General features: G+C 63.0%; 15 protein-coding genes and 1 pseudogene. 12 read left to right on the forward strand and 4 right to left on the reverse strand.

Annotation, left to right across the window (positions count from 1 at the left end; translation table 11 throughout):
- Positions 1–4: 4 nt before the first annotated feature.
- Positions 5–1,195, forward strand: coding sequence for a 2Fe-2S iron-sulfur cluster-binding protein (locus OKW30_RS31715; protein ID WP_429348563.1), 1,191 nt, complete (start codon positions 5–7; stop codon positions 1,193–1,195).
- A gap of 183 nt (positions 1,196–1,378) precedes the next feature.
- Positions 1,379–2,236, forward strand: a complete 858-nt coding sequence (locus tag OKW30_RS31720; protein WP_184038367.1) for a glycine betaine ABC transporter substrate-binding protein — start codon at positions 1,379–1,381, stop codon at positions 2,234–2,236.
- Positions 2,237–2,294: 58 nt separating this feature from the next.
- On the opposite strand, the gene OKW30_RS31725 is transcribed toward OKW30_RS31720, so the two are convergent.
- Both OKW30_RS31725 and OKW30_RS31730 read right to left on the reverse strand, forming a co-directional pair.
- Positions 2,295–2,585, reverse strand: coding sequence for a formyltransferase family protein (locus tag OKW30_RS31725; RefSeq protein WP_429348564.1), 291 nt, complete (start codon positions 2,583–2,585; stop codon positions 2,295–2,297).
- A gap of 122 nt (positions 2,586–2,707) precedes the next feature.
- Positions 2,708–3,622: a LysR family transcriptional regulator gene (locus tag OKW30_RS31730; RefSeq protein ID WP_184073004.1), complete on the reverse strand. Its 915-nt coding sequence runs from the start codon at positions 3,620–3,622 to the stop codon at positions 2,708–2,710.
- Positions 3,623–3,731: 109 nt separating this feature from the next.
- Between OKW30_RS31730 and OKW30_RS31735 the strand changes: the two genes are divergently transcribed.
- Together OKW30_RS31735 and OKW30_RS31740 are read left to right on the forward strand one after the other, a co-directional pair.
- Positions 3,732–4,373, forward strand: coding sequence for a glutathione S-transferase family protein (locus OKW30_RS31735; RefSeq protein WP_429348565.1), 642 nt, complete (start codon positions 3,732–3,734; stop codon positions 4,371–4,373).
- 43 nt (positions 4,374–4,416) lie between these two features.
- Positions 4,417–5,400 (forward strand): pyridoxamine 5'-phosphate oxidase family protein, encoded by a 984-nt coding sequence (locus tag OKW30_RS31740; protein WP_429348566.1) that lies wholly within the window; start codon positions 4,417–4,419, stop codon positions 5,398–5,400.
- Positions 5,401–5,443: 43 nt separating this feature from the next.
- On the opposite strand, the gene OKW30_RS31745 is transcribed toward OKW30_RS31740, so the two are convergent.
- Entirely contained in the window at positions 5,444–5,848 is a 405-nt protein-coding gene (locus OKW30_RS31745; RefSeq protein ID WP_429348567.1) for a helix-turn-helix domain-containing protein, read from the reverse strand.
- Positions 5,849–6,551: 703 nt separating this feature from the next.
- On the opposite strand from OKW30_RS31745, the gene OKW30_RS31750 reads away from it, so the two are divergent.
- The 7 genes and pseudogenes from OKW30_RS31750 to OKW30_RS31780 all read left to right on the forward strand — a co-directional run bounded on the left by OKW30_RS31750 (position 6,552) and on the right by OKW30_RS31780 (position 17,787).
- Positions 6,552–6,974 carry a hypothetical protein gene (locus tag OKW30_RS31750; protein ID WP_429348568.1) on the forward strand — a complete coding sequence of 141 codons (423 nt, stop codon included), beginning with the start codon at positions 6,552–6,554 and terminating at the stop codon, positions 6,972–6,974.
- Between the two features lie 606 nt (positions 6,975–7,580).
- Positions 7,581–8,676 (forward strand): annotated as a pseudogene (locus OKW30_RS31755) (helix-turn-helix domain-containing protein).
- A gap of 293 nt (positions 8,677–8,969) precedes the next feature.
- Positions 8,970–9,698, forward strand: a complete 729-nt coding sequence (locus OKW30_RS31760) for a hypothetical protein (RefSeq protein WP_429348569.1) — start codon at positions 8,970–8,972, stop codon at positions 9,696–9,698.
- A 362-nt stretch (positions 9,699–10,060) separates the two neighbouring features.
- Positions 10,061–11,527, forward strand: a complete 1,467-nt coding sequence (locus OKW30_RS31765; RefSeq protein WP_429348570.1) for an amino acid permease — start codon at positions 10,061–10,063, stop codon at positions 11,525–11,527.
- Between the two features lie 368 nt (positions 11,528–11,895).
- Entirely contained in the window at positions 11,896–13,104 is a 1,209-nt protein-coding gene (locus OKW30_RS31770; RefSeq protein WP_429348571.1) for an efflux RND transporter periplasmic adaptor subunit, read from the forward strand.
- A gap of 11 nt (positions 13,105–13,115) precedes the next feature.
- Entirely contained in the window at positions 13,116–16,313 is a 3,198-nt protein-coding gene (locus OKW30_RS31775) for a multidrug efflux RND transporter permease subunit (RefSeq protein ID WP_429348572.1), read from the forward strand.
- A complete protein-coding gene (locus tag OKW30_RS31780; RefSeq protein ID WP_429348573.1) occupies positions 16,306–17,787 on the forward strand; it encodes an efflux transporter outer membrane subunit in 1,482 nt (493 codons plus the stop codon). Before OKW30_RS31775 ends, OKW30_RS31780 begins: the two co-directional genes overlap by 8 nt.
- Positions 17,788–17,850: 63 nt before the next feature.
- On the opposite strand, the gene OKW30_RS31785 is transcribed toward OKW30_RS31780, so the two are convergent.
- Positions 17,851–19,269, reverse strand: coding sequence for a trypsin-like peptidase domain-containing protein (locus tag OKW30_RS31785; RefSeq protein WP_429348574.1), 1,419 nt, complete (start codon positions 19,267–19,269; stop codon positions 17,851–17,853).
- A 327-nt stretch (positions 19,270–19,596) separates the two neighbouring features.
- Here OKW30_RS31785 and OKW30_RS31790 point away from each other — a divergent pair, with 327 nt between their 5' ends.
- Positions 19,597–20,118 (forward strand): 2,4'-dihydroxyacetophenone dioxygenase family protein, encoded by a 522-nt coding sequence (locus tag OKW30_RS31790; RefSeq protein WP_090809981.1) that lies wholly within the window; start codon positions 19,597–19,599, stop codon positions 20,116–20,118.
- Positions 20,119–20,151 lie beyond the last annotated feature (33 nt).

Consider the following 20,151-nt stretch of genomic DNA (forward strand, 5'->3'; position numbering starts at 1 on the left):
AACCATGATGCGCGATCAGGCCATGTTTCAACCGGACATCGAGCAGACTTCGCAGAATCCAGTTGACGCGCCGAGCCGCGTCACGCAGCCGCGCTTCTGGGACGCGCTGCCGGCGCGCTGGAACAGCGACGCCGACGACACGCTGGAGTGCTGCCAGGTCCGCAGCGAAACGCACGACGTGAAGAGTTTCTTCTTCCGCGCGCCATCCGGTCGGGCGTTCGTGTTCGAGCCGGGGCAATTCATCACGCTGGAGTTGGAGATTGACGGCGAGCGCGTCAATCGCTGCTATACGATCTCGTCTGCGCCCACACGGCCGCATACGATTTCGATCACCGTCAAGCGCGTGCCGGGCGGCCCGGTGTCCAACTGGCTGCACGACCATCTGCATGCGGGTATGCAGGTACGCGTGCTGGGCCCAGCCGGCGAATTCACCTGCGCGCGGCATCCGGCGCGCAAGTTGCTGTTTTTGTCGGCGGGCTCGGGCATCACGCCGCTGATGTCGATGAGCCGCGCGCATCATGAACTCGGCGAGGACAGCGATATCGTCTTCGTGCACAGCGCGCGTACGCCGGACGACATCATCTTCGCGCGCGAGCTCGATCTGATCGCCGCCAATCAGGCGCATTTCCGCACCGCGTTCGTCTGCGAACGCGTGGGCACGCGCACCAATTGGCCCGGCATCACCGGCTTTCTGACGCTGCCGCTGCTGAAACTGATTGCGCCGGATTTTCTGGAGCGCGAGATTTTCACGTGCGGCCCCGCGCCGTATATGCAGGCGGTGCGCAATCTGCTCGATGAAGGCGGCTTCGATCGCCAGCACTATCACGAGGAAAGCTTCTCGTTCGAGACCGTCAGCGAAGTGGCCGCGCAATTGGCCGAAGCGCATGTCGCGCACACGCTGAGCGATGCGTGCGCGCCGGCCGAAACCGCCACGCGTTTCAAGGTGAACTTTACGCGCAGTCATCGCGAGATCGAGTGCGGCGGCGCCCAGCATGTGCTCGATGCGGCGAAGCAGGCGGGCGTGCGGCTGCCGGCGTCGTGCACGCAAGGCATGTGCGGCACCTGCAAGGTGAAGCTCGTGTCCGGCGAAGTGGCGATGAAGCACGCGGGCGGTATCCGTCAGCGCGAGATCGATCAGGGCATGGTGCTGCTGTGCTGTAGCAAGCCGTTGACCGATCTCGTCGTCGACAAGTAATACGACTGATAACACCACAAGAACACGGCAAACACTGGGCGGAATTGCGTGGAAGTCGCATGCGGACAACTGCATGTCGCAAAACAACGCTACCCGGCAATTCTGGTTGGCGATTCTGAATACGCGATGTGCGGTTCGATGGCAAACGCGTCAGTGGGCAAATGGATCAACGGGAGAACGTCGATGAGACTGATCGGAAAGATAGTGGTGGCAAGCGCGTTGGGGGTGATGCTGGCGGCGGTCAGTGCGGGCGTGTCGGCCGATTCGAAGCCGACCATCAAGATCGGTTACGTGGAGGGCTGGGACGATAGCGTGGCGACCTCGAACGTGGCCGCCGAGGTGATCGAAAAACGCCTCGGTTATCAGGTGCAACTGGTGCCGGTGGCGGCCGGCGTGATGTGGCAGGGCGTGGCGCGCGGCGATCTCGACGCGACGCTGTCCGCGTGGCTGCCGGTCACGCACGGCGCCTACTGGAACAACTTCAAGGACAAGGTGGTCGACCTCGGGCCGAACTTCAACGACGCGAAGATCGGTCTGATCGTGCCGGACAACGCGGACGTGAAGAGCGTCGGCGATCTGCAGGCGAAGAAGGCGGAGTTCGGCGCGCGCATCGTCGGCATCGACGCCGGCGCGGGTGTGATGCAGAAAACCAGCGAGGCGATCAAGGCCTATGGGCTCGACTATCAGCTGATGCCGAGTTCCGGAAGCGCGATGACCGCCGAACTGGCGCGCTCGGAGGCGGCCAGCAAGCCGATCATCGTGACCGGATGGAAGCCGCACTGGATGTTCGCCAAGTACAAGCTGAAGTTCCTCGACGATCCGAAGAAGGTATTCGGTGAAGCCGAGCACGTGGATAGCGTGGTGAATCCCGAGCTCGAGAAAAAAGCGCCGACAGTGGTCGCGTTCCTGAAGAAGTTCCAATGGAAGCCGGGCGAGATCGACACGGTGATGCTGGCCACGCAGAATGGCGAAAAGCCGGCTGCAGCGGCCGACGCGTGGGTCAGCGCGCATGCGGACCGGGTGGATAGCTGGGTGAAGTAACTCGGCCAGGCGTCGGCGCAGCACACGAAAACGCCGCTTTTCAGCGGCGTTTTTCTGTTTACCGCAGCACGACGGTGCGCTCGCCGTTGATGAACACACGCCGCTCGACGAAAGCCTTGACCGCGCGCGCGAGCGTAATGCATTCGACGTCGCGTCCGGTCGTCAGCAGCCGTTCGGGGCTGTACGAGTGATCGACCGGTTCGACTCCCTGCTCGATGATCGGACCTTCGTCGAGATCGTCGGTGACGAAATGCGCGGTGGCGTCGATCACCTTGACGCCGCGCTCGGACACGCGACGCTGAGAACCCCTTGAGCAGGACGGGAAATGGCGGACATAAGCTCTCCACATTGACGATCAGGCGAGGCCGCGGGGTGCGGCGCGCATCGTCGCAGTAGAGCAAATCGGGCGATAACGCGGATAGAAGCTAACCGCCGTTGCGCTGGAATGGAGCGCCAGAAGGATCTGCCGTGCTAATCCGCAGGCTCCGCCGCGAGCCTTCGCTTCAGCGTATCGATCAACGCGCGCACCTTCGCCGGCGGGTGACTCGTCGGCGGGAATACGGCCTGAATGCTCGCCGGTGCGCTCGCCCATTCGGGCAGCAGCCGGATCAGCCGTCCCGCCGCGACGTCGTCCGCGATCGAAAAATCCGTCAACAGACCGATGCCGCCGCCCGCGAGCGTCGCCGCGCGGCAGGCATCGGCCGTGTTGACGCGCAACGCGGACGCGCAACGCACGCTCGCGATCTTGCCGTCGACGTGCCGCAAATCGAGCGTCAACGGATGCGGCAGCACCGACAACGCGCAATAGGGCAGCGTCTCCAGCGCGGCCGGCGTGCCCGGCACGCCCCACGTCCGCAGGAACTCCGGACTCGCGACGAGCCATTTGACGAAGCTGCCGAGCTTCACCGCGCGATAGTTGGAATCCGCGAGGCGACCAAGCCGGATCGCTACATCGATGCCATCGGCGATCAGATCGACGTAGCGGTCGCTGCTCAGCAGCTCGACGTCGAGCTGCGCATGCGTGCGGCGCAATTCGACCAGCGCGGGCGCGACGACGAGCGTGCCGTAGTCGTTCGGCGCACTGACGCGCAGCGTGCCGCGCACCGGTGAGGTTTCCCCGCCGAGCGCGTTCAGCGCGTCCTCGGTGGCATGCAGAATCTTCACGCTCGCCTCGTAGAACGCGCGGCCCGCCTCGGTGACGCCGAGCCGCCGGGTGGTACGCACCAGCAGGCTCGCGCCGACCTCCGCCTCGAGCCTCTGCATGTGCGTGCTGACCATCGTCTTCGCGAGCCCGAGCCGCGTCGCGGCGGCGCTCAGCGAGCCCGCGTCGATGACCGCGACGAAGATCGCGAGGCGGTTCAGGTTCACGTTGCGCACATCGGCCATGATCGATTGTCCATTCTCGCTTGACTGTGTTTCCCGGATTATCGGGCTTCCGCGCAACAGTGCCTACGCCTTATGCTGGGCGTGTCATTCAACGTATCCGGAGCCATCCATGCCCGCTGCCAGACCCGCCGAGCCTATCAAGCTGTATACGACGCTGCTTTCAGGCCACGGTCATCGCGTGAAGCTGTTTCTGACGCTGCTCGATCTGCCGTTCGAGGTCATCGAGCTGAACATGAAGGCGGGCGACAACCGCAAGCCCGAGTACGTCGCGCTGAACCCATTCGGTCAGGTGCCGACGATTCAGGACGGCGAGCTCACGCTGTTCGATTCGAACGCGATTCTGGTCTATCTGGCGAAGCGCTATGGCGACGCATCGTGGCTGCCGGACGATCCGCGCGGCGCCGCGGCGGTGCAGCGCTGGCTGTCGCTCGCGGCTGGCCAGATCGCCTACGGGCCGTGCGCGGCGCGGCTCGTGACGGTGTTCGGCGCGCCGCTCGACCACCAACGTGCGAAGCAGATCGCCGTCAAGCTGTTCGACGTGATCGACGAGGAGCTTGCCGGTAAGCCGTTCGTGGCTGGCGCGCACGTCACGATCGCCGATATCGCCGCGCACACGTATATCGCTCACGCGCCCGAGGGCGGCGTGTCGTTGCAGCCGTATCCGAACATTCGCGCGTGGCTGCAGCGCGTGGAGGCACTGCCGCGTTTCATCGCGATGCCTTCGACGAAGGCGGGCTTGCTGGCGGCGTGATACGTGTTGACGGCTGCGTCAGATCTTGCAAAGGAGTCCGATCATGTCCGAGTTCGTCCCGTTGAATAGCTGGGGAGGCGACACGTCGCCGTTTCATGCCGGCGAGCAGGATGCGCAGAAGCGCGCGGGTGTGCGGGAGGTGGCCGAGTCGATGGGACGTCGGGGCATTCGCCGATTCATGCCTGAGCAGCATCGCGAGTTCTTTGCCGCGCAGCCGTTCGTCGTGATCGGCGGCGTCGATGCGAGCGCTCAGCCGTGGGCGACGCTGCGTGCGGGTGCGCCGGGTTTCGTCTCGTCACCGGATGCGCGGACATTGCGCATCGAAGGTGGCACATTGGCTGGCGATCCGCTCGCCGCGGGTTGGCGCGAAGGCGCGCAGCTCGGTGCGCTGGGCATCGAGCCGCGTACGCGGCGGCGCAATCGGGCAAATGGCGTCGTCCGGTCCGTGGCAGGCGACACGTTGCAGGTCGAAGTCACGCAGAGCTTCGGCAATTGCCCGAAGTATATCCAGAGCCGCGCGCCGTCTTTCATCGAGCGGGACGCGGCCGCGACGCGCGCGCAGCCCGAGATCGCCACGCTTCTGAGCAGTGCGGACCGCGAGTTGCTCGCGAGCGCGGACACGTTCTTTATCGCCAGCGCGAATCTGAGCGAGGAAGCGGGGCCGGGAAAGGGGATCGACGTTTCCCATCGCGGCGGTGCGCCGGGCTTCGTGCGCGTGGACGACGTAACTACGCTGACCACGCCCGACTACAGCGGCAACCGCTTTTTCAACACGATCGGCAACCTCGTGCACGATCCGCGCGCGGGTCTGCTGTTTATCGACTTCGCAACCGGCGATCTGCTTTATCTGGCGGTGCGAGCAGAGATCATCTGGGACGGCGACGAACTAGCGGCATTTGCGGGCGCGCAGCGGCTCGTGCGGTTTCATGTGAGCGAAGTGCGGCGCAGTCGCGGCGCGTTGCCGTTCCAATGGTCGAAGGTCGAACTGGCGCCGCAGTTTCTGCCAAAGGTACGAGATAGCGCCTGAGCCGATGCGCACGCGCGTGCTTTAGCTGGGTACGGCCGCCGTTTTACTGCGCATTCCGGCCGAGCCGATAAGACACGCCGAGTCTGGTGGCCAGTTGCCATACATAGACTCGCGAGTACGAAATGCCGAACTGACGGCTTATCAGCTCGCGCATGCGCGCATTGCTCCAGCCGTCGGCGTCGAAGCCGTAGTCCCGCGGTGAGGCCCTCAGCGCCTGGGCCAACCAGTTCAGATCCGCCACCGCGAGTGCGGAATGGCGGCCGCCGACGCTCATGTTTCTCAGCGCCTCGAGCCCACCTTGCTCCAATAGCTTGCGATATCGCTCGACGGTGGTCTTGGCCATGCCCATCTGTCTCGCGACCTCGGCCGCAGCGACGCCGTCGAGCAGTTTCTGGCCCGCCGTGAGACGCCGTGCGACGGTCGGCAAATCGTCATTTGGTGGATGCATCGGAGAACTCCGCCGTTGGGTCGCTGACCGGATTTCAATCGGTTACTGGGGTAGACAGTGAGGAGGGCGCGCCACCTACAGATAATCGAAAAATCGCCCGATGTGTCCAAAAGAATAAAAAATCAATCGCGTTTTTCCTCTGATAGAAAATCACGCGATCCTCCCGTAAGGCGGTTACACGATGTTTTCTTTCTAAAATCTTAAATATCTCTCTTGCGATTGAATTTAACGTTTGCTAACCTGATTGATGTGATTCAAAGACGTCAATCCGGCTCGGCCCGCTCTGACAGCCCGGATACCGCCAGGCCGCATCCGGCTTGACGTCGGGCGCTTTTAAGTGCGGGCGGCAGGTCGGCAGACTGAACCGTTTGAGTGCGCGGATTCCTGTTTTGCGAATGTAATTGGAATGCATTTTTCGATGCAGGGTGGCGATTCGCTGGAAAGCTGCGAAAAAGGTGCTGAAGATTGAAAATCCTTCGCGGCGTTTTTCCAGCGGATTATATGTAAACGGGACATTCGCGCAGAGTGGCGTTGTGAAGCCCGAATCCAGTAACCACCCGCTTAATTTTAGCTGCGTCGTTCAATACCGGAAATATTTTATGCCGGGCAGTTTCCGACTCGATACGCATAACCGCGATAAAAGCTGACAGCGTTTTCATCGGTTGCCATTGGGCGCTTGCAAGCAGGCGGTAAGGAGAACGACATGAACATGGATAGGACCCGCGATATTGCCGCGATGCTACTGCGTGCCGCGAAACGCAAAAGACTCGTGACTTATCAGGAACTGCACGCGCTTTTCGGTCGCGACGAACCGTTGCAAAGCCGCTATCGCGCATTGGAGGACGCGGCGCGTTCACTGAGCGATTGCGCGTTGCTCGACTATGGCTGCCTGATGAGCCTCGACAACGGCCTGCCGGGCGATGACTTCTTTAATCGCTTCAGGCACGGCAGGCCGCGTGAGTACGAAAAGGTGATGGGCTTCGGATCGGCGGGACGCTCGATGACGAAGAAGCGACTGATTGCGGATGCCGAGCGTCTGCGCGTGTTCGAACATGCATCTCAGATCGCGGCAAGTGGGAGGGTGGCGAACACGTTGCACCCGTACGCCACGTCGAAATGCACGTAGCCCATTCACAGTCGCTCAACGATGACACGCTCGCCGGTTGAGAGAAATGCGAAACGTCTGTAAGCCACAAGGCAATAGCCGACGATAAAAATCCGCGCGAGCTGCGATAGCGGCATGGGCTTTCGCTACAAAGCTTATTCTTATGGTGCGCAAAGCTGTATTTAACAGTTGTCTAATTGCGGCATGTGGCTCGCACAAATTAATCTGTACGCATGGCCGCGTCTTAATTCGTGAGGGCTCTGATTGGGCCCACCCATAAAAATTGGAAATTGAATTGCTGCGCCAGTTTTGTTGGTCACTGAATCGGGCTGCACCCGGCGTCAGTTGTGGCAGGCGAAAGAGCCTCGGTTCGGACGATTCGCGATCGTCCACCGGGCATCGGTGTGCATCGCTTGTGGCGGAGGGCCGACACGCGGCACGCGCATCTACGGTGGCCCGTGCGGGGCGTAGCGGAAGCCTTTTCCGAAGAATTCACAATTTGACATAAGATAAATTATCAACATTTGTGATGTTAGTCCAAAGTTCAGATGTCGCGTTTCCGCTAAATTGAAATGTCGTGTTTGCGGGTTCAGGCTGGTGGCCAGCATTCCTTAAGGAGCGCCGGCCATGAACGCATCTGGGACGATCACCATGTCGATGACCGAGCTGGACCGGTTGAAGGTGGTACAGGCCGTTTGCGAGCGGCGGCTGAAGCCGGGCCAGGCCGCGGACCGGCTCGCGTTGAGCGTGCGTCAGCTTGAGCGCCTGGTGCTGCGCTATCAGGCCGCAGGCGTTGCAGGACTGGTCTCCGGCAAACGCGGTCGGGCGGGCAACCATCAATTGTCCGACGGTGTGGCGCGACGCGCGCTGGCGATCATTCGCGAGCGCTATGCCGATTTTGGACCGACACTGGCGTGCGAGAAGCTTCGGGAATGCCACAGCATCAGTTTGTCAGTCGAGACGGTGCGCGCGCTGATGATGGCCGCCGGTCTGTGGATTCGAGGCGTTCTGTGCGAACACGAGTCAGGCCAAGGGGCGTGTCGAGCGCGCCAACCTGACGTTGCAGGACCGGCTCGTCAAGGAACTGAGGTTGCGTAACATCAGTACGCGGGAAGCGGCCAATGCGTATGCGCCCTCCTTCATCGCCGATTTCAACCGGCGCTTTGGCAAGCCACCGAAGAGCGACCACAACGCGCACCGGCCGCTGCGTGACGACGAGGACCTGAAGCAGATCCTGGCCTATCGCGTGGCGCGCAAGGTCTCCAATGCGCTGACGGTGCAGTACGACAGGGTGATGTACATGTTGCAGGACACCGAGGCAAACCGGCGTCTGATGCATGAATACGTCGAGGTCGTTGAATACCGGAACGGAGCCGTCGAGATTCAGGCGGCGGGCCGCGTGTTGCCCTATCGCGAATACGACCGGATCACGCAGATCGATCAGGGCGCGGAGGTTGAGAACAAGCGGCTGTCCGCGGCATTGGCGGTTGCGAGGCTGGTGCAGGCGCAGCGTGATGACCGGCGCGTTTCCGGCTCGCCTTCACGCACCCATATTGGAGAGGACGTCCGGGCGAAGAAAGCGCTGGTGGGCCTGAAGAAACAGCGGGCGATCACGCTAGCGGACGTCACTCAGGTCGTGCACGAAGTGAGCCGCAAAAAACATGAAGAACGGGGGGTGGGCGGCTGCGCCGCCCACCCCAAAAACATAAGAAAAGCACCGTAAAACCCGACATTTCAATCTAGTGCAAACCCCGACATTTGAACTTGGCGGGGACATGTGATGTAGCGGCAAAGCTGTAATGTCGTACCTGGGCAAAGCTGAATCGTCGCAGTCGCAGCATTTTCCAAATCGGCCCAACGAGATTTACAAAAGCTGTCAGATGAATCCGACTTTAGATTTAATGATCGAGCTCAATCGCCTGAGGACTTTATGTACGCTGGCGCACATTGTGCGCGCCTCGGAGGGGATATTTTTCAATACGGCCGTAGAATAAAAAGCGAATGGAAATTTGGGCTATGGACACCCTGACAGACGTGCGTGGGCATACAGAGACTAAGCAGATTCGAATCGACAAAAGCGTCGCTTTGAGGTCTTTTGATGACGTGATTCCGCAGGAGTCGATCGTCGAAATCAATGAGTTCATCGACCACCTGTTTGGCACGACGGCACCGCGCTCGCAGTCCGGCGCAAAGATTGCTGAGATGCTGCGTCGCGGTCAGGCCTTTCGCGAACTCGAGCAGTCGATCTGCGCGAATGCGCGCGCGATGGCTGCGAAGTTCGGTCAGACAAACTTACCGACTGAGCCGTTCCACGTACTGCGCTGTGCGAGCAAGACTTCGTTGACCGAGAGCCACTGCCGCCACTACGACTCCCATCTGCTAACGCTGCTGATTCCGCTTCAGCTCGCACCCGACGGAGTTCACAACGGCGACCTCGTGATGTACCGCAAGCCGCGCCTGTCCGTAACGACGCTGACCAACATGATCTGCAAGATACGCCATGGCTTCCTGCACAGCCTGCCGCTCAGCTGGCGCAGCTGGCATACCTTGCATGATCTGCGTGTCGGCAACTGCAAACGCATTCCGGTCAAGCCGGGCAGCGTCTACGAATTCAACGGCTTCGCACTTCAGCATGCGAACCTCGACGTACAGAACGGACAGCGGCGCACGCTCCTCATTCACTACTACGACCCAGGCCACTCGCTCGGTCTGAGCGGCGTGCTGCGGCGCGGACGGATCGGCTGAGGTCCACCCCGCAAGCCTGAAATCGTCCACGTTGGCTTGCCGATCCCGCAATCGCACATCGTAAGCCCTCCTGAATCGAACCAGAGGCCTTGCTTGCGATCGCAATGCACAAATGCACCCACGGCCCGCGGCACGCCCGGCGCTGCGCGCGCCTGCCATCGCACTGCCCCATCGCGCCGACAAAGCAAGCGGATTTCACTTTGCCTTTAATCCGGCATAGACTGAATTTTCCGTTCGACGCTTTCTTCGCACTTGCCGTGGCCATTGCCGTGCGCGGCGACGGATGTTTTTGTCGTGCTCCACGAGCCGATGGCAGCCTAACCGGTTCGTGCCTGATCAACACTGAAAAGGGACGACTTATCATGGCCGATACCGGTTACATGGCACGCAAAACCGTTGCTGATATCGTCGCCAGCGCCGACGTCGAAGAAGGCCGTCACCTGTCGAAAACGCTGGGCGCGACGAGTATCACCGCGATGGGCATCGGCGCGATCATCGGCGCAGGCATCTTCGTGCTGACGGGGACCGCCGCCGCGCAGTTCGCGGGGCCGGCCATCACGCTGTCGTTCGTGCTGGGCGGCATCGCGTGCGCGTTCGTCGGCCTGTGCTATTCGGAGCTTGCGGCGATGCTGCCTGTGTGCGGGAGCAGCTACACGTACACGTATGCGACGCTCGGCGAGATCTTCGCGTGGATCATCGGCTGGGACCTGATCCTCGAGTACGCGATGGGCGCCGCGACCGTCGCGGTCGGTTGGTCCGGCTATATCGTGAGCCTGTTTCGCAACGTCGGCATCGACATTCCACCTACCCTCGCCGCCGCCCCCGGCACCATCGTCAAACTGGCCGACGGCTCGACGGTCACCGGCGTGATCAACCTGCCGGCGGTGTTGATCATCGCGATCCTGACCACGTTGCTCGTGTTGGGGACGAAGGAGTCGGCGCGGCTCAACAACGTGATGGTCGCGATCAAGCTGACCGTGGTGGTCGCGTTTATCGCCATCGGCGTGTTTTTCATCAAGCCGGAACACTGGCATCCGTTCATTCCTGCCAATACCGGCCAGTTCGGCAGTTTCGGCATGAGCGGCATTCTGCGCGGCTCGGCCGTGGTGTTCTTCGCGTTCATCGGCTTCGATGCGGTGTCGACCGCCGCGCAGGAAGCGCGACAGCCGCAGCGCGACATGCCGATCGGCATTCTCGGCTCGCTGATCATCTGTACGGTGCTGTACATCCTCGTCGCCGGTGTGCTGACCGGCCTCGTTCCGTACCCCGAGCTGAACGTTCCTGATCCGATCGCCAAGGGCGTCGACGCGATCGGGCTCACGTGGTTCTCGATCCTGATCAAAATCGGCGCGTTGACGGGGCTGACCACCGTGATACTCGTGCTGCTCTATGGACAAAGCCGCATCTTCTTCACGATGTCGCAAGACGGTTTGTTGCCGCACTTTTTCTCGAGGGTCCATCTGCGTCTGCATACACCCTATCTGAGTCAGATCCTGATCGGCACCGTCGTCGCGATCGTGGCGGCGCTGACACCGATCGGCGTGCTCGGCGAGATGGTCAGCATCGGCACCCTGTTCGCGTTCGTCCTCGTGTGCGGCGCGGTGATCTATCTGCGGCGCAGCGACGCGGAGGCGACGCGTCCATTCCGGGCGCCCGCCGTGCCGGTCGTGCCAGTGCTCGGCATCCTGTTCTGCCTGCTGCTGATGGTCGGCTTGCCGCTCGTCACGTGGCTGCGGCTCGTCGTGTGGCTCGTGATCGGCATGACGATTTATCTGTCATACGGCCGCAACCATTCGGTGTTGCGCCATCCGGAGCGCAAACGTACGTGAGTGTGTGGCGACTCGGAATATTATTTTCAGGCGCATCGATTTCGATGACAATTGCATGCCTTTGAATTGCGGCAATTGCTGGATGGCAATTGACATGTAATTGACAATTACCATTCAAGATCTCGTCTGCGAGCGGGAATCCCCCGGTCGTGACCACTGCGCCCGCCGCCTGGTCCTTGCGAGTCCATTCCACTCGCGACCACCAAGAATAAATTGACAAGCCACCCAGACACGGTAGGATCAACAGAAATCTTTTCCCCGCATTAACGCACCCACACACGTTCTGAATAGTTAATTCGACCGCAAACCGTTAAAACCGTCACCGATCTCACGCGCAAAAAAGACTGCCTTGATCAAAGGAGTTTCTCTTGCTTTGCTCCGCACTCCGCCTGCGTAGTCGTGCCGTATCGCTTCTGATCACCGGTTTGCCGCTCCTGCTTGCCGCCTGCAACGACCGGTCGCAGACTCCCACCGCCGCGTCGATGCCACCGGTTCCCGTGCTGGTCGAAACGGTTTCCACCACCCCTGTCGCCGATGTCGTCGAGTTGCCTGGCCGCATCGAGGCCGTGCGCACCGCCGAGATTCGCGCGCGCGTCGACGGCATCGTCCAGCGCACGCTCTATCAGGAAGGCACGGACCTGCCGGCCAACGCCCCACTCTTCCAGATCGACGCGAGCGACTATCGCGCGCAGTTGCAGCAGGCGCAGGCCGCGCTCACGCGCGCGAGCGCCGTGCGCGACAACGCGGCGTCGGTGGTGGACCGGTTCAAGCCGCTCGTCGGCCGTCATGCGGTCAGCGCGCAGGAATACGACGCCGCGCTCGCGACGATGCAGCAGGCGCAGGCCAATGTCTCCGATGCGCAAGCTGCGGTCTCGCTTGCGCAATTGCGGCTCGATCGCTGCATCGTGCGCACGCCGATCGCCGGACGCGCGGGCCGCGCGCTCGTCACCGAAGGCGCGCTCGTCAACGCGGGCGCCGCCACGCTGCTCACGCAGGTCAATCAACTGACGCCGATCAACGCGGTGTTCACGCAGTCGAATACCGCGATGCTCGACTTCCAGCAGCAGATCCAGTCGGGCGCGCGCAAGCCGACCAGGATGAAGCACGTCGAGGTGCAACTGATCCTTGCCAACGGCCAGGTCTACAACGAGCGCGGTTTTCTGGACTTCGCCGATCTCGTCGTCGATCCGTCGACCGGTACGCAGACGGTGCGCGCGCAGTTCGCGAATCCGGACCGCACGCTGTTGCCGGGGCAGTTCGTGCGCGGGCGCATCATCGCGGCGGGCAATGTGCGGGGCATCCGTATTCCCGAGCGCGCGGTGCAGCTCGACAACGGCATTGCAAGCGTCGCGTTGGTCGCGGACGACGGCACCGTGGTCCGCCGCAATATCTATCTCGGCGAGCAGGGCGAAGGACGCTGGACCGTGCGCGACGGTCTGAAGCCCGGCGAGCGCCTGATCGTCGATGGCTGGCAGAAGGTGCAGCCCGGTCAACGGGTCGACGCGCGGCCCGCCCCCGATGCGTCGCCAGCGGCGCATTCGGCCGCGTCCCCTGCTCCCGCTTCGACCGCGCACTGACGGGCTCGCCGATGAATCGATTCTTCGTCGCCCGGCCGGTCTTCGCGTGGGTCATCGCCCTTTTCATCGTGCTGTTCGGCTCGATCGCGCTCGCGCTGCTACCGGTCGAGCAGTACCCCGACGTCGCTCCGCCGTCGCTCACCATCAGCGCGGTCTACAGCGGCGCGGACGCGAGCACGCTCGAACGTACCGTCACGTCGATCGTCGAAGACGAGATGAACGGCATCGAGAATTTCCTGTACATGTCGTCGGTGAGCCGCTCGAACGGCACGATGCAGATCACCGTGGTGCTAAAGCCCGGCACCGATCTCGACATCGCGCGCACTCAGGTGCAGGACCGTCTGAGCCGCGTCGAACCGCGCCTGCCGCTCGAAGTCCGTCAGATCGGCTTGAGCGTGACGAAGGCGTCGTCGGGCTTTCTGATGCTGCTTGCACTGCAGGCGACCGACGGCACCACCGACGCCGTCGCGATGGGCAACTTCGCGTCGAACAACATCATCAACGAGCTGCGCCGTATCGACGGCGTCGGCGACGTGCAGCTGTTCGGCTCGTCGTACGCGATGCGGATCTGGCTCGATCCGCGCAAGCTCGCGGGCTTTGGGCTGTCGGCCAGCGAGGTGTTGCAGGCGATCCAGGAGCAGAACAGCCAGACCGCAGGCGGCAGCCTCGGCGATCAGCCGATCGCGCCGGGCTCCGAATTCACCGCGCAGATCGTCACGCAAAGCCGCTTCACGACGCCCGAGCAGTTCCGCGAAATCATCGTGCACGCGAATCCGGATGGCTCGACCGTGCGGGTGGGCGACGTCGCGCGCGTCGAGCTCGGCAACGACAGCTACGGCAACCGCCTGACCGTCAACGGCAAGGCGTCGGCCGGGATCGCGATCCAGCTCGCGAGCGGCGCGAACGCGCTCGCAGTCGCCAGCGCGGTGCGCCAGCGCATGGCCGAATTGCAGCCGATCTTCCCGCGCGGCGTCGCGTGGACCGTGCCGTTCGACACCACGCCGTTCATCACGACCTCGGTGCAGGGCGTGATCCGCACGATGGTCGAGGCGCTGTTGCTCGTGACGGTCGTGGTGTTCCTGTTCCTGCAGGACTGGCGCGCGACCGTGATCCCGACGATCGTGGTGCCGATCGCGTTGATCGGCACGTGCGCGGGGCTCTACCTGTTCGGGCTGTCGATCAACATTCTGTCGCTGTTCGGCATGGTAGTCGCGATCGGTATCCTCAACGACGACGCGATCGTCGTCGTCGAAAACGTCGCGCGCATCATGCGCGAGGAAGGGCTCGGCGCGCCGCGCGCAACGGTGAAGGCGATCGGGCAGATATCGGGCGCGGCGATCGCGAGTACGCTGGTGCTCGTCGCGGTGTTCATTCCGATGGCGTTTTTTCCGGGCTCGACGGGCGGCATCTACCGGCAGTTTTCGGTCACGCTCGCGGTGTCGATCCTGCTGTCGACGATGTTGGCGCTGACACTCGGCGCGGCGTTGTGCGCGGCGCTGTTGCGCAGCGAGGCGGCCGCCGAAGAGCGGCCGAAGAACGCGGCTTCGCGTCTGCTGCATCGCGTGTTCGACGGCTTCAATCGTGGGCTCGACGCGGGCACCACACGCTATATCGTGGGCGTCGATGCGATGCTGCGCTCGCCGCTGCGCTGGCTGCTGGTGTTCGTCGCGGCCTGCGCGATCACCGTGTTTTTCTTCACGCGGCTGCCAACCGGCTTTCTGCCGACCGAGGACCAGGGGCATATCTTCATTACGTATACCGGCCCGCCGGGTTCGACCGACCAGCGCACGCAGCACGCGATCGACCAGGTCGAGGCGTTTCTGCGAACCCAGCCGCAAGTGCGCAACGTCGCGTCCGTGACGGGCTTCAGCTTCTTTGGCCAGGGGCAATCGGCGGCTCTGTCGTTCGTCGATCTGAAGCCGTGGGACGAGCGCTCGGGCGAGGCCAATTCGGCGAGCGCGCTGGTGCGTCGCGCGAATGCGGCGTTTCGGCAGATTCCCGAGGCGATCATTTTTGCGCTCGACCCGCCGCCGATTCCGTCGCTCGGCAACGCGACCGGCTTCACGATGAAGATCCAGGATCGCAGCGGCATCGGCGGCGAAGCGCTGCAACAGGCCGCGCGGCGGGTGATGATCGAGGCGTCGCAAAGCCCCGTTCTCGCGGGCGTGCGCGCCGAGGGCATGCCGGAAGCGCCGCAACTGTATGTCGAGATCGACCGCGTGAAGGCGCGCGCATTAGGCCTGCAAATCGGTCAGGTCAACCAGGCGCTTGCGCTGACGTTCGGCTCGAACTACGTGAACGACTTCGTGTTCGAGGGCAACGTGCTGCGCGTGCTGTTGCAGGCGGACGCCGAGCAACGCATGCGTGCCGAGGACGTGACTTCGCTGCGCTTGCGCAATAACCGCAGCGAGATGGTGCCGTTTTCGGCGTTCACGCGCGTGCGCTGGATTTCCGGACCGCAGCAGCTCGAACGCTATAACGGCTTTCCGTCCGCGACACTGTCGGGTCAGGCCGCGCCCGGCCGTTCGAGCGGCGCGGCGATCGCCGAGATGGAGCGCATCGCGTCGCACGTGTTGACCGGCAACCTGAGTTATGAATGGACCGGCACCGCGCTCGAGGAAAAACAGGCGAGCGGCCAGATCGGCATGCTGCTCGGGCTGTCGCTCGTGGTCGTGTTCCTGTTGCTCGCGGCGCTATACGAGAGCTGGGCGATTCCGGTCGCGGTGTTGCTGATCATCCCGTTCGGCGTGATCGGCGCGGTACTGTTGACGATGCTGCGTGGACTGTCCGCGGACGTGTATTTCAACATCGGCCTCGTGACGATCATCGGCCTTGCCGCGAAGAACGCCATTCTGATCGTCGAATTTGCGATCAAGGAGGAATCCGAAGGAAGGGACGCGCTAGCCGCCGCCAAAAGCGGCGCACAGCAGCGTCTGCGCCCGATTCTGATGACGAGCGTGACGTTCGTGTTGGGCATGCTGCCGCTCGTGCTCGCGACCGGCGCGGGCGCGGCGAGCCGCCGTGCGGTCGGCACCGGCGTGATGGGCAGCATGCTGACCGCGACGATGTTCGGCATCTTCTTTACGCCGCTGTTCTATGTCGCCGCGCGACGCTGGCTGAGCCGCAAGAAACGCAGCATCGATCTCGACGATGACGATCTGCCGACGGCCATGCCGCCCGATTCGGGTGGAGGGCAGCGCGATGCGTAAATGCCTTCATGTGCGCCTCGCGCTGCCCCTCTTCTGCTGCTCGCTCGCCGCCTGCAACTTTGCGCCGAACTATCAGCAGCCCCAATTGCCGATCGCGGATCGTTTCGACACGACGGAGACCGCCAATCCGGCCGCCGCGCATCTGGCAAGCGAAGTCGACTGGCAGACCTTCTTCGCCGATCCGCAACTGAAGCTGCTGATCGACGCGGCGCTCGAGCACAACCGCGATCTCGCCGCGTCGATCGCGCGCATCGAGCAGGCGCGCGCGTTTTATCGCATCCAGAACGCCGCGCGTTTGCCGCAGGTCAATGCGAACGCGGGTGCGACCCGCACCAGGGCGCCACTCGGTTCGATCGATCCCGAGTTCGACAACACGGACATCTCGGTCCAGTTCAACCAGTACAACGTGCAGGCCGCAGTGACGTCGTTCGAACTCGACTTCTGGGGGCGCGTGCGCAACACCAGCGAAGCCGCGCGGCGTCGATATCTGGCCACCGTCGACGCGCAGCACGCGTTCCGTTTGTCGCTGATCGGCAATGTCGCGTCGAACTACTACGCGATCCGCTCGGGCGAGGAAGGCATCGAGCTTGCACAACAGACGCTCGACAGTCGGCGCTACGCGCTGGAAGTCGCGAAGATGCGGCTCGACGCGGGCGTCACGTCGATGGTCGATTACGACCAGGCGGCCATTCTGGTCACGCAGGCACAGACGCAGCTGGCCGAGCTGCAACGGACCACCGCGCAGCAGCGCCATCTGCTCGAGGTGCTGATCGGCGGGCCGCTCAGCGGGTCGCTACCGCCGGCGCCACCGATCGCCGACGCCGCGCAGTTCCGCGAGCTCGATGCGGGCCTGCCCTCCGCACTGCTGATCGACCGGCCGGACATCCAGCAGGCCGAGCAGCAACTGCGCGCAGCCAATGCCGACATCGGCGCCGCTCGCGCGGACTTTTTTCCACGCATCGCGCTGACGGGTAGCTTCGGATATGTGTCGCCCGAACTCGGCGATCTGTTCGTGCCGGCCAAGCAGGCGTGGTCGTTCGGCGCGCTGGTCGGCATGCCGATCTTCGATGCGGGACAGCGCCAGGCGCAACTATCGCAGGCGCGCGCGCGACGCGACGAACTGGTCGCCGATTATCAGCGCACGGTGCAGAACGCGTTTCGTGAAGTGTCCGACGCATTGGTCGCGCGACAACGCTACAAGGAACAGATCGCGGCGCAGGAACAGGCGGTGCAGGCGCAGCGGCAACTCGCCGAAACGGCGGAGCTGCGCTACGAAAACGGGATCTCGATCTATCTCGAGGTGGTGGATGCGCGACGCAATCAGTTTGCCGCCGAGCAGCAGCTGATCCAGCTTCGGGCGACGGCCTTGCAGAACGGGGTGTCGCTTTACGTCGCATTGGGGGGCGGGCCCGACGAGCCGCGGAACGTCACGCAAAGCACGTCTCACGCTGAGGGGGTCCACCCGTCCAACTGAGGCACGCGCGCCACAGCAGCGCGTCGTGCCCGCCGCCGGCATTGCACCGGCGGGTTCTACTCATCAGCCAAGCGTTACGTCGACCGATGCTTGTTCACCATCGCGCACCACGGTGACGGACACGCTGTCGTCCGCCTGAGCGATCATGCGGCGCAGCTGCTCGACGCCGTGAATCACCTTGCCGTCGACGGCAACGATGATGTCGCCCGCCTGAATGCCGGCTTCGGCGGCCGGACCGGTGGACTGCTGCACTACCACGCCGCCCGGCAGCTGCGCTTGCTGCTGTTCGTCCTGGGTCAGCGCACGCACGGCGACGCCGAGACGCGGACGGTTTTGCTGCTGCGGTTGTTCCTGCTGCTCTTCGCGTGGCGCGGCCGACGCCATGTCCGACGCTTGCTGCGCGCCCACCGTCACCGCCAGCTTGCTTTCGCCGCCGTTGCGCCACACGCTGATCGTCGCTTTGCTGCCCGGCGAGAGTTGCGCGACCTGACCGATCAATTCGGTCGTATTACCAATATGCTTGCCGTTCACGCCGACGATCACGTCGCCCTGGCGCAGACCGGCTGCGTGCGCGGGACCATTCGGATCAACCGAGCCGACCAGTGCGCCGCCCGTCGAGTCGAGGCCGAGCGCCTTGGCCTTGTCGGCGCTGAGCGGCTGCACGCCCACGCCGATGCGGCCGCGGCTCACGTGACCGGTACTCACGAGCTGGTCCTTCACGTGCATCGCCGCGTCGATCGGGATGGCGAACGACAGTCCCTGGAAGCCGCCGGTGCGCGAGTAGATCATCGAGTTGATGCCGATCACTTCGCCGTTCAGGTTGAACAGCGGACCGCCCGAGTTGCCCGGGTTGACCGGCACGTCGGTCTGGATGAACGGGATCGGGCTATCGTCGGAGAACGAGCGCGATTTCGCGCTGATGATGCCCGAGGTCACCGTGCTGTCGAAGCCGTAGGGCGAGCCGATCGCCACGACCCATTCGCCGACCTTGCTGCTGTCCGGGTTGCCGATCTTCACGGTCGGCAGATTGGTCGCGTCGATCTTGACGACGGCGACGTCGGTGGCCTTGTCCTTGCCGATCACGCGCGCGTGGAATTCGCGGCCGTCGGTGAGCTTCACGGTCACGCTGGTCGCGCCGTCGACGACGTGATTGTTGGTCAGGATGTACCCGTCCTGGCTGATGATGAAACCCGAGCCGAGCGCTTCGCCGCCGCTCTTGGGTTGACCGTTCTCGTCGACCGACGCGGCTTCTTTCACGCCGATATGCACGACCGCCGGGCCATAGCGCGTCACGATGCTGGAGAAGTCCGGTGCCGACGAGCGCGAGCCGACGATATCCGCCGCCGCGTGCAGCGACGACGTCGGGCCCTGCGCGTCGTTCACCGACGCATCGGCATTGCGATGGCTCAGCGCATACGCGCCGCCGATTGCGAGGACAGCGCAGATCGCAGCGCTACCGCGCCAATAGTTTTTGGTGGTCATAGTCAGGGAGTCTTGCGGAGGGTTACGTGGTGGATGCGTAATGTAGTGGCCTCCACTTAAAGCAGACTTAAAGATGGTGTTCGATCAGAATGCGCGCGCAGGCGTTGCTTTAGGCGCTTTTTGCGTGTCGTGCGGCTTTTATGAGATAGCAACACGTGCATCTTTCGCGCGGTTCGAGAACGGGTGCGGCGTCGCTTTATCGTGCCTGACCAGTAATTTCCCCAGGATTGACCCCGCCCAAAGCGGCTCCGATAATAACCACATTGTGGACTTTGTATCCACAATGTGGACATTGCTTTTTTCTGCACACTGCGCGAGGAATTTCCCATGCCAGAGGCCAATCAATCCGACCTGACGCCGTACCAGCTACCGTTCCCGAAGGAAGCGCAAAAGGAAATCGTCGTGCCCTTCGCGATTCCGACCGACGAACGCGTGTGGGTCCCGCAGGCAGAAAACGTGTCGTTCCGCCCACTGTGCCTGAATGCGTCGCAGGGATACTGGATGAATCTGCTGCGCGTACGCCGCTCGGGTGTGTTGAGCCGGCATCGTCATCCGCAGGCCGTGCACGGCATGGTGCTCAAGGGCCGCTGGCGTTATCTCGAGCATGACTGGGTCGCGACCGAAGGCAGCTATGTGTACGAGCCGCCGGGCGAAACGCATACGTTATATGTGCCCGAGGACGTCGAGGAAATGATCACGTACTTCCAGGTCAACGGCGTGATGTTCTATTGCGATCCGTACGGGAACTACACCGGTTACGAAGACGTATTCACGAAGATCGACATGTGCCGCAAGCACTACGCGGCGGTGGGCCTCGGCGAAGACTACGTCGAGCAGTTCGTCCGGTAAAACGCCGCGCAAGCCCCCAACGGAACCAACGGC

Origin of the sequence: Paraburkholderia sp. Clong3 (genome assembly GCF_050436485.1) — a bacterium.
Taxonomy (GTDB): domain Bacteria; phylum Pseudomonadota; class Gammaproteobacteria; order Burkholderiales; family Burkholderiaceae; genus Paraburkholderia; species Paraburkholderia tuberum.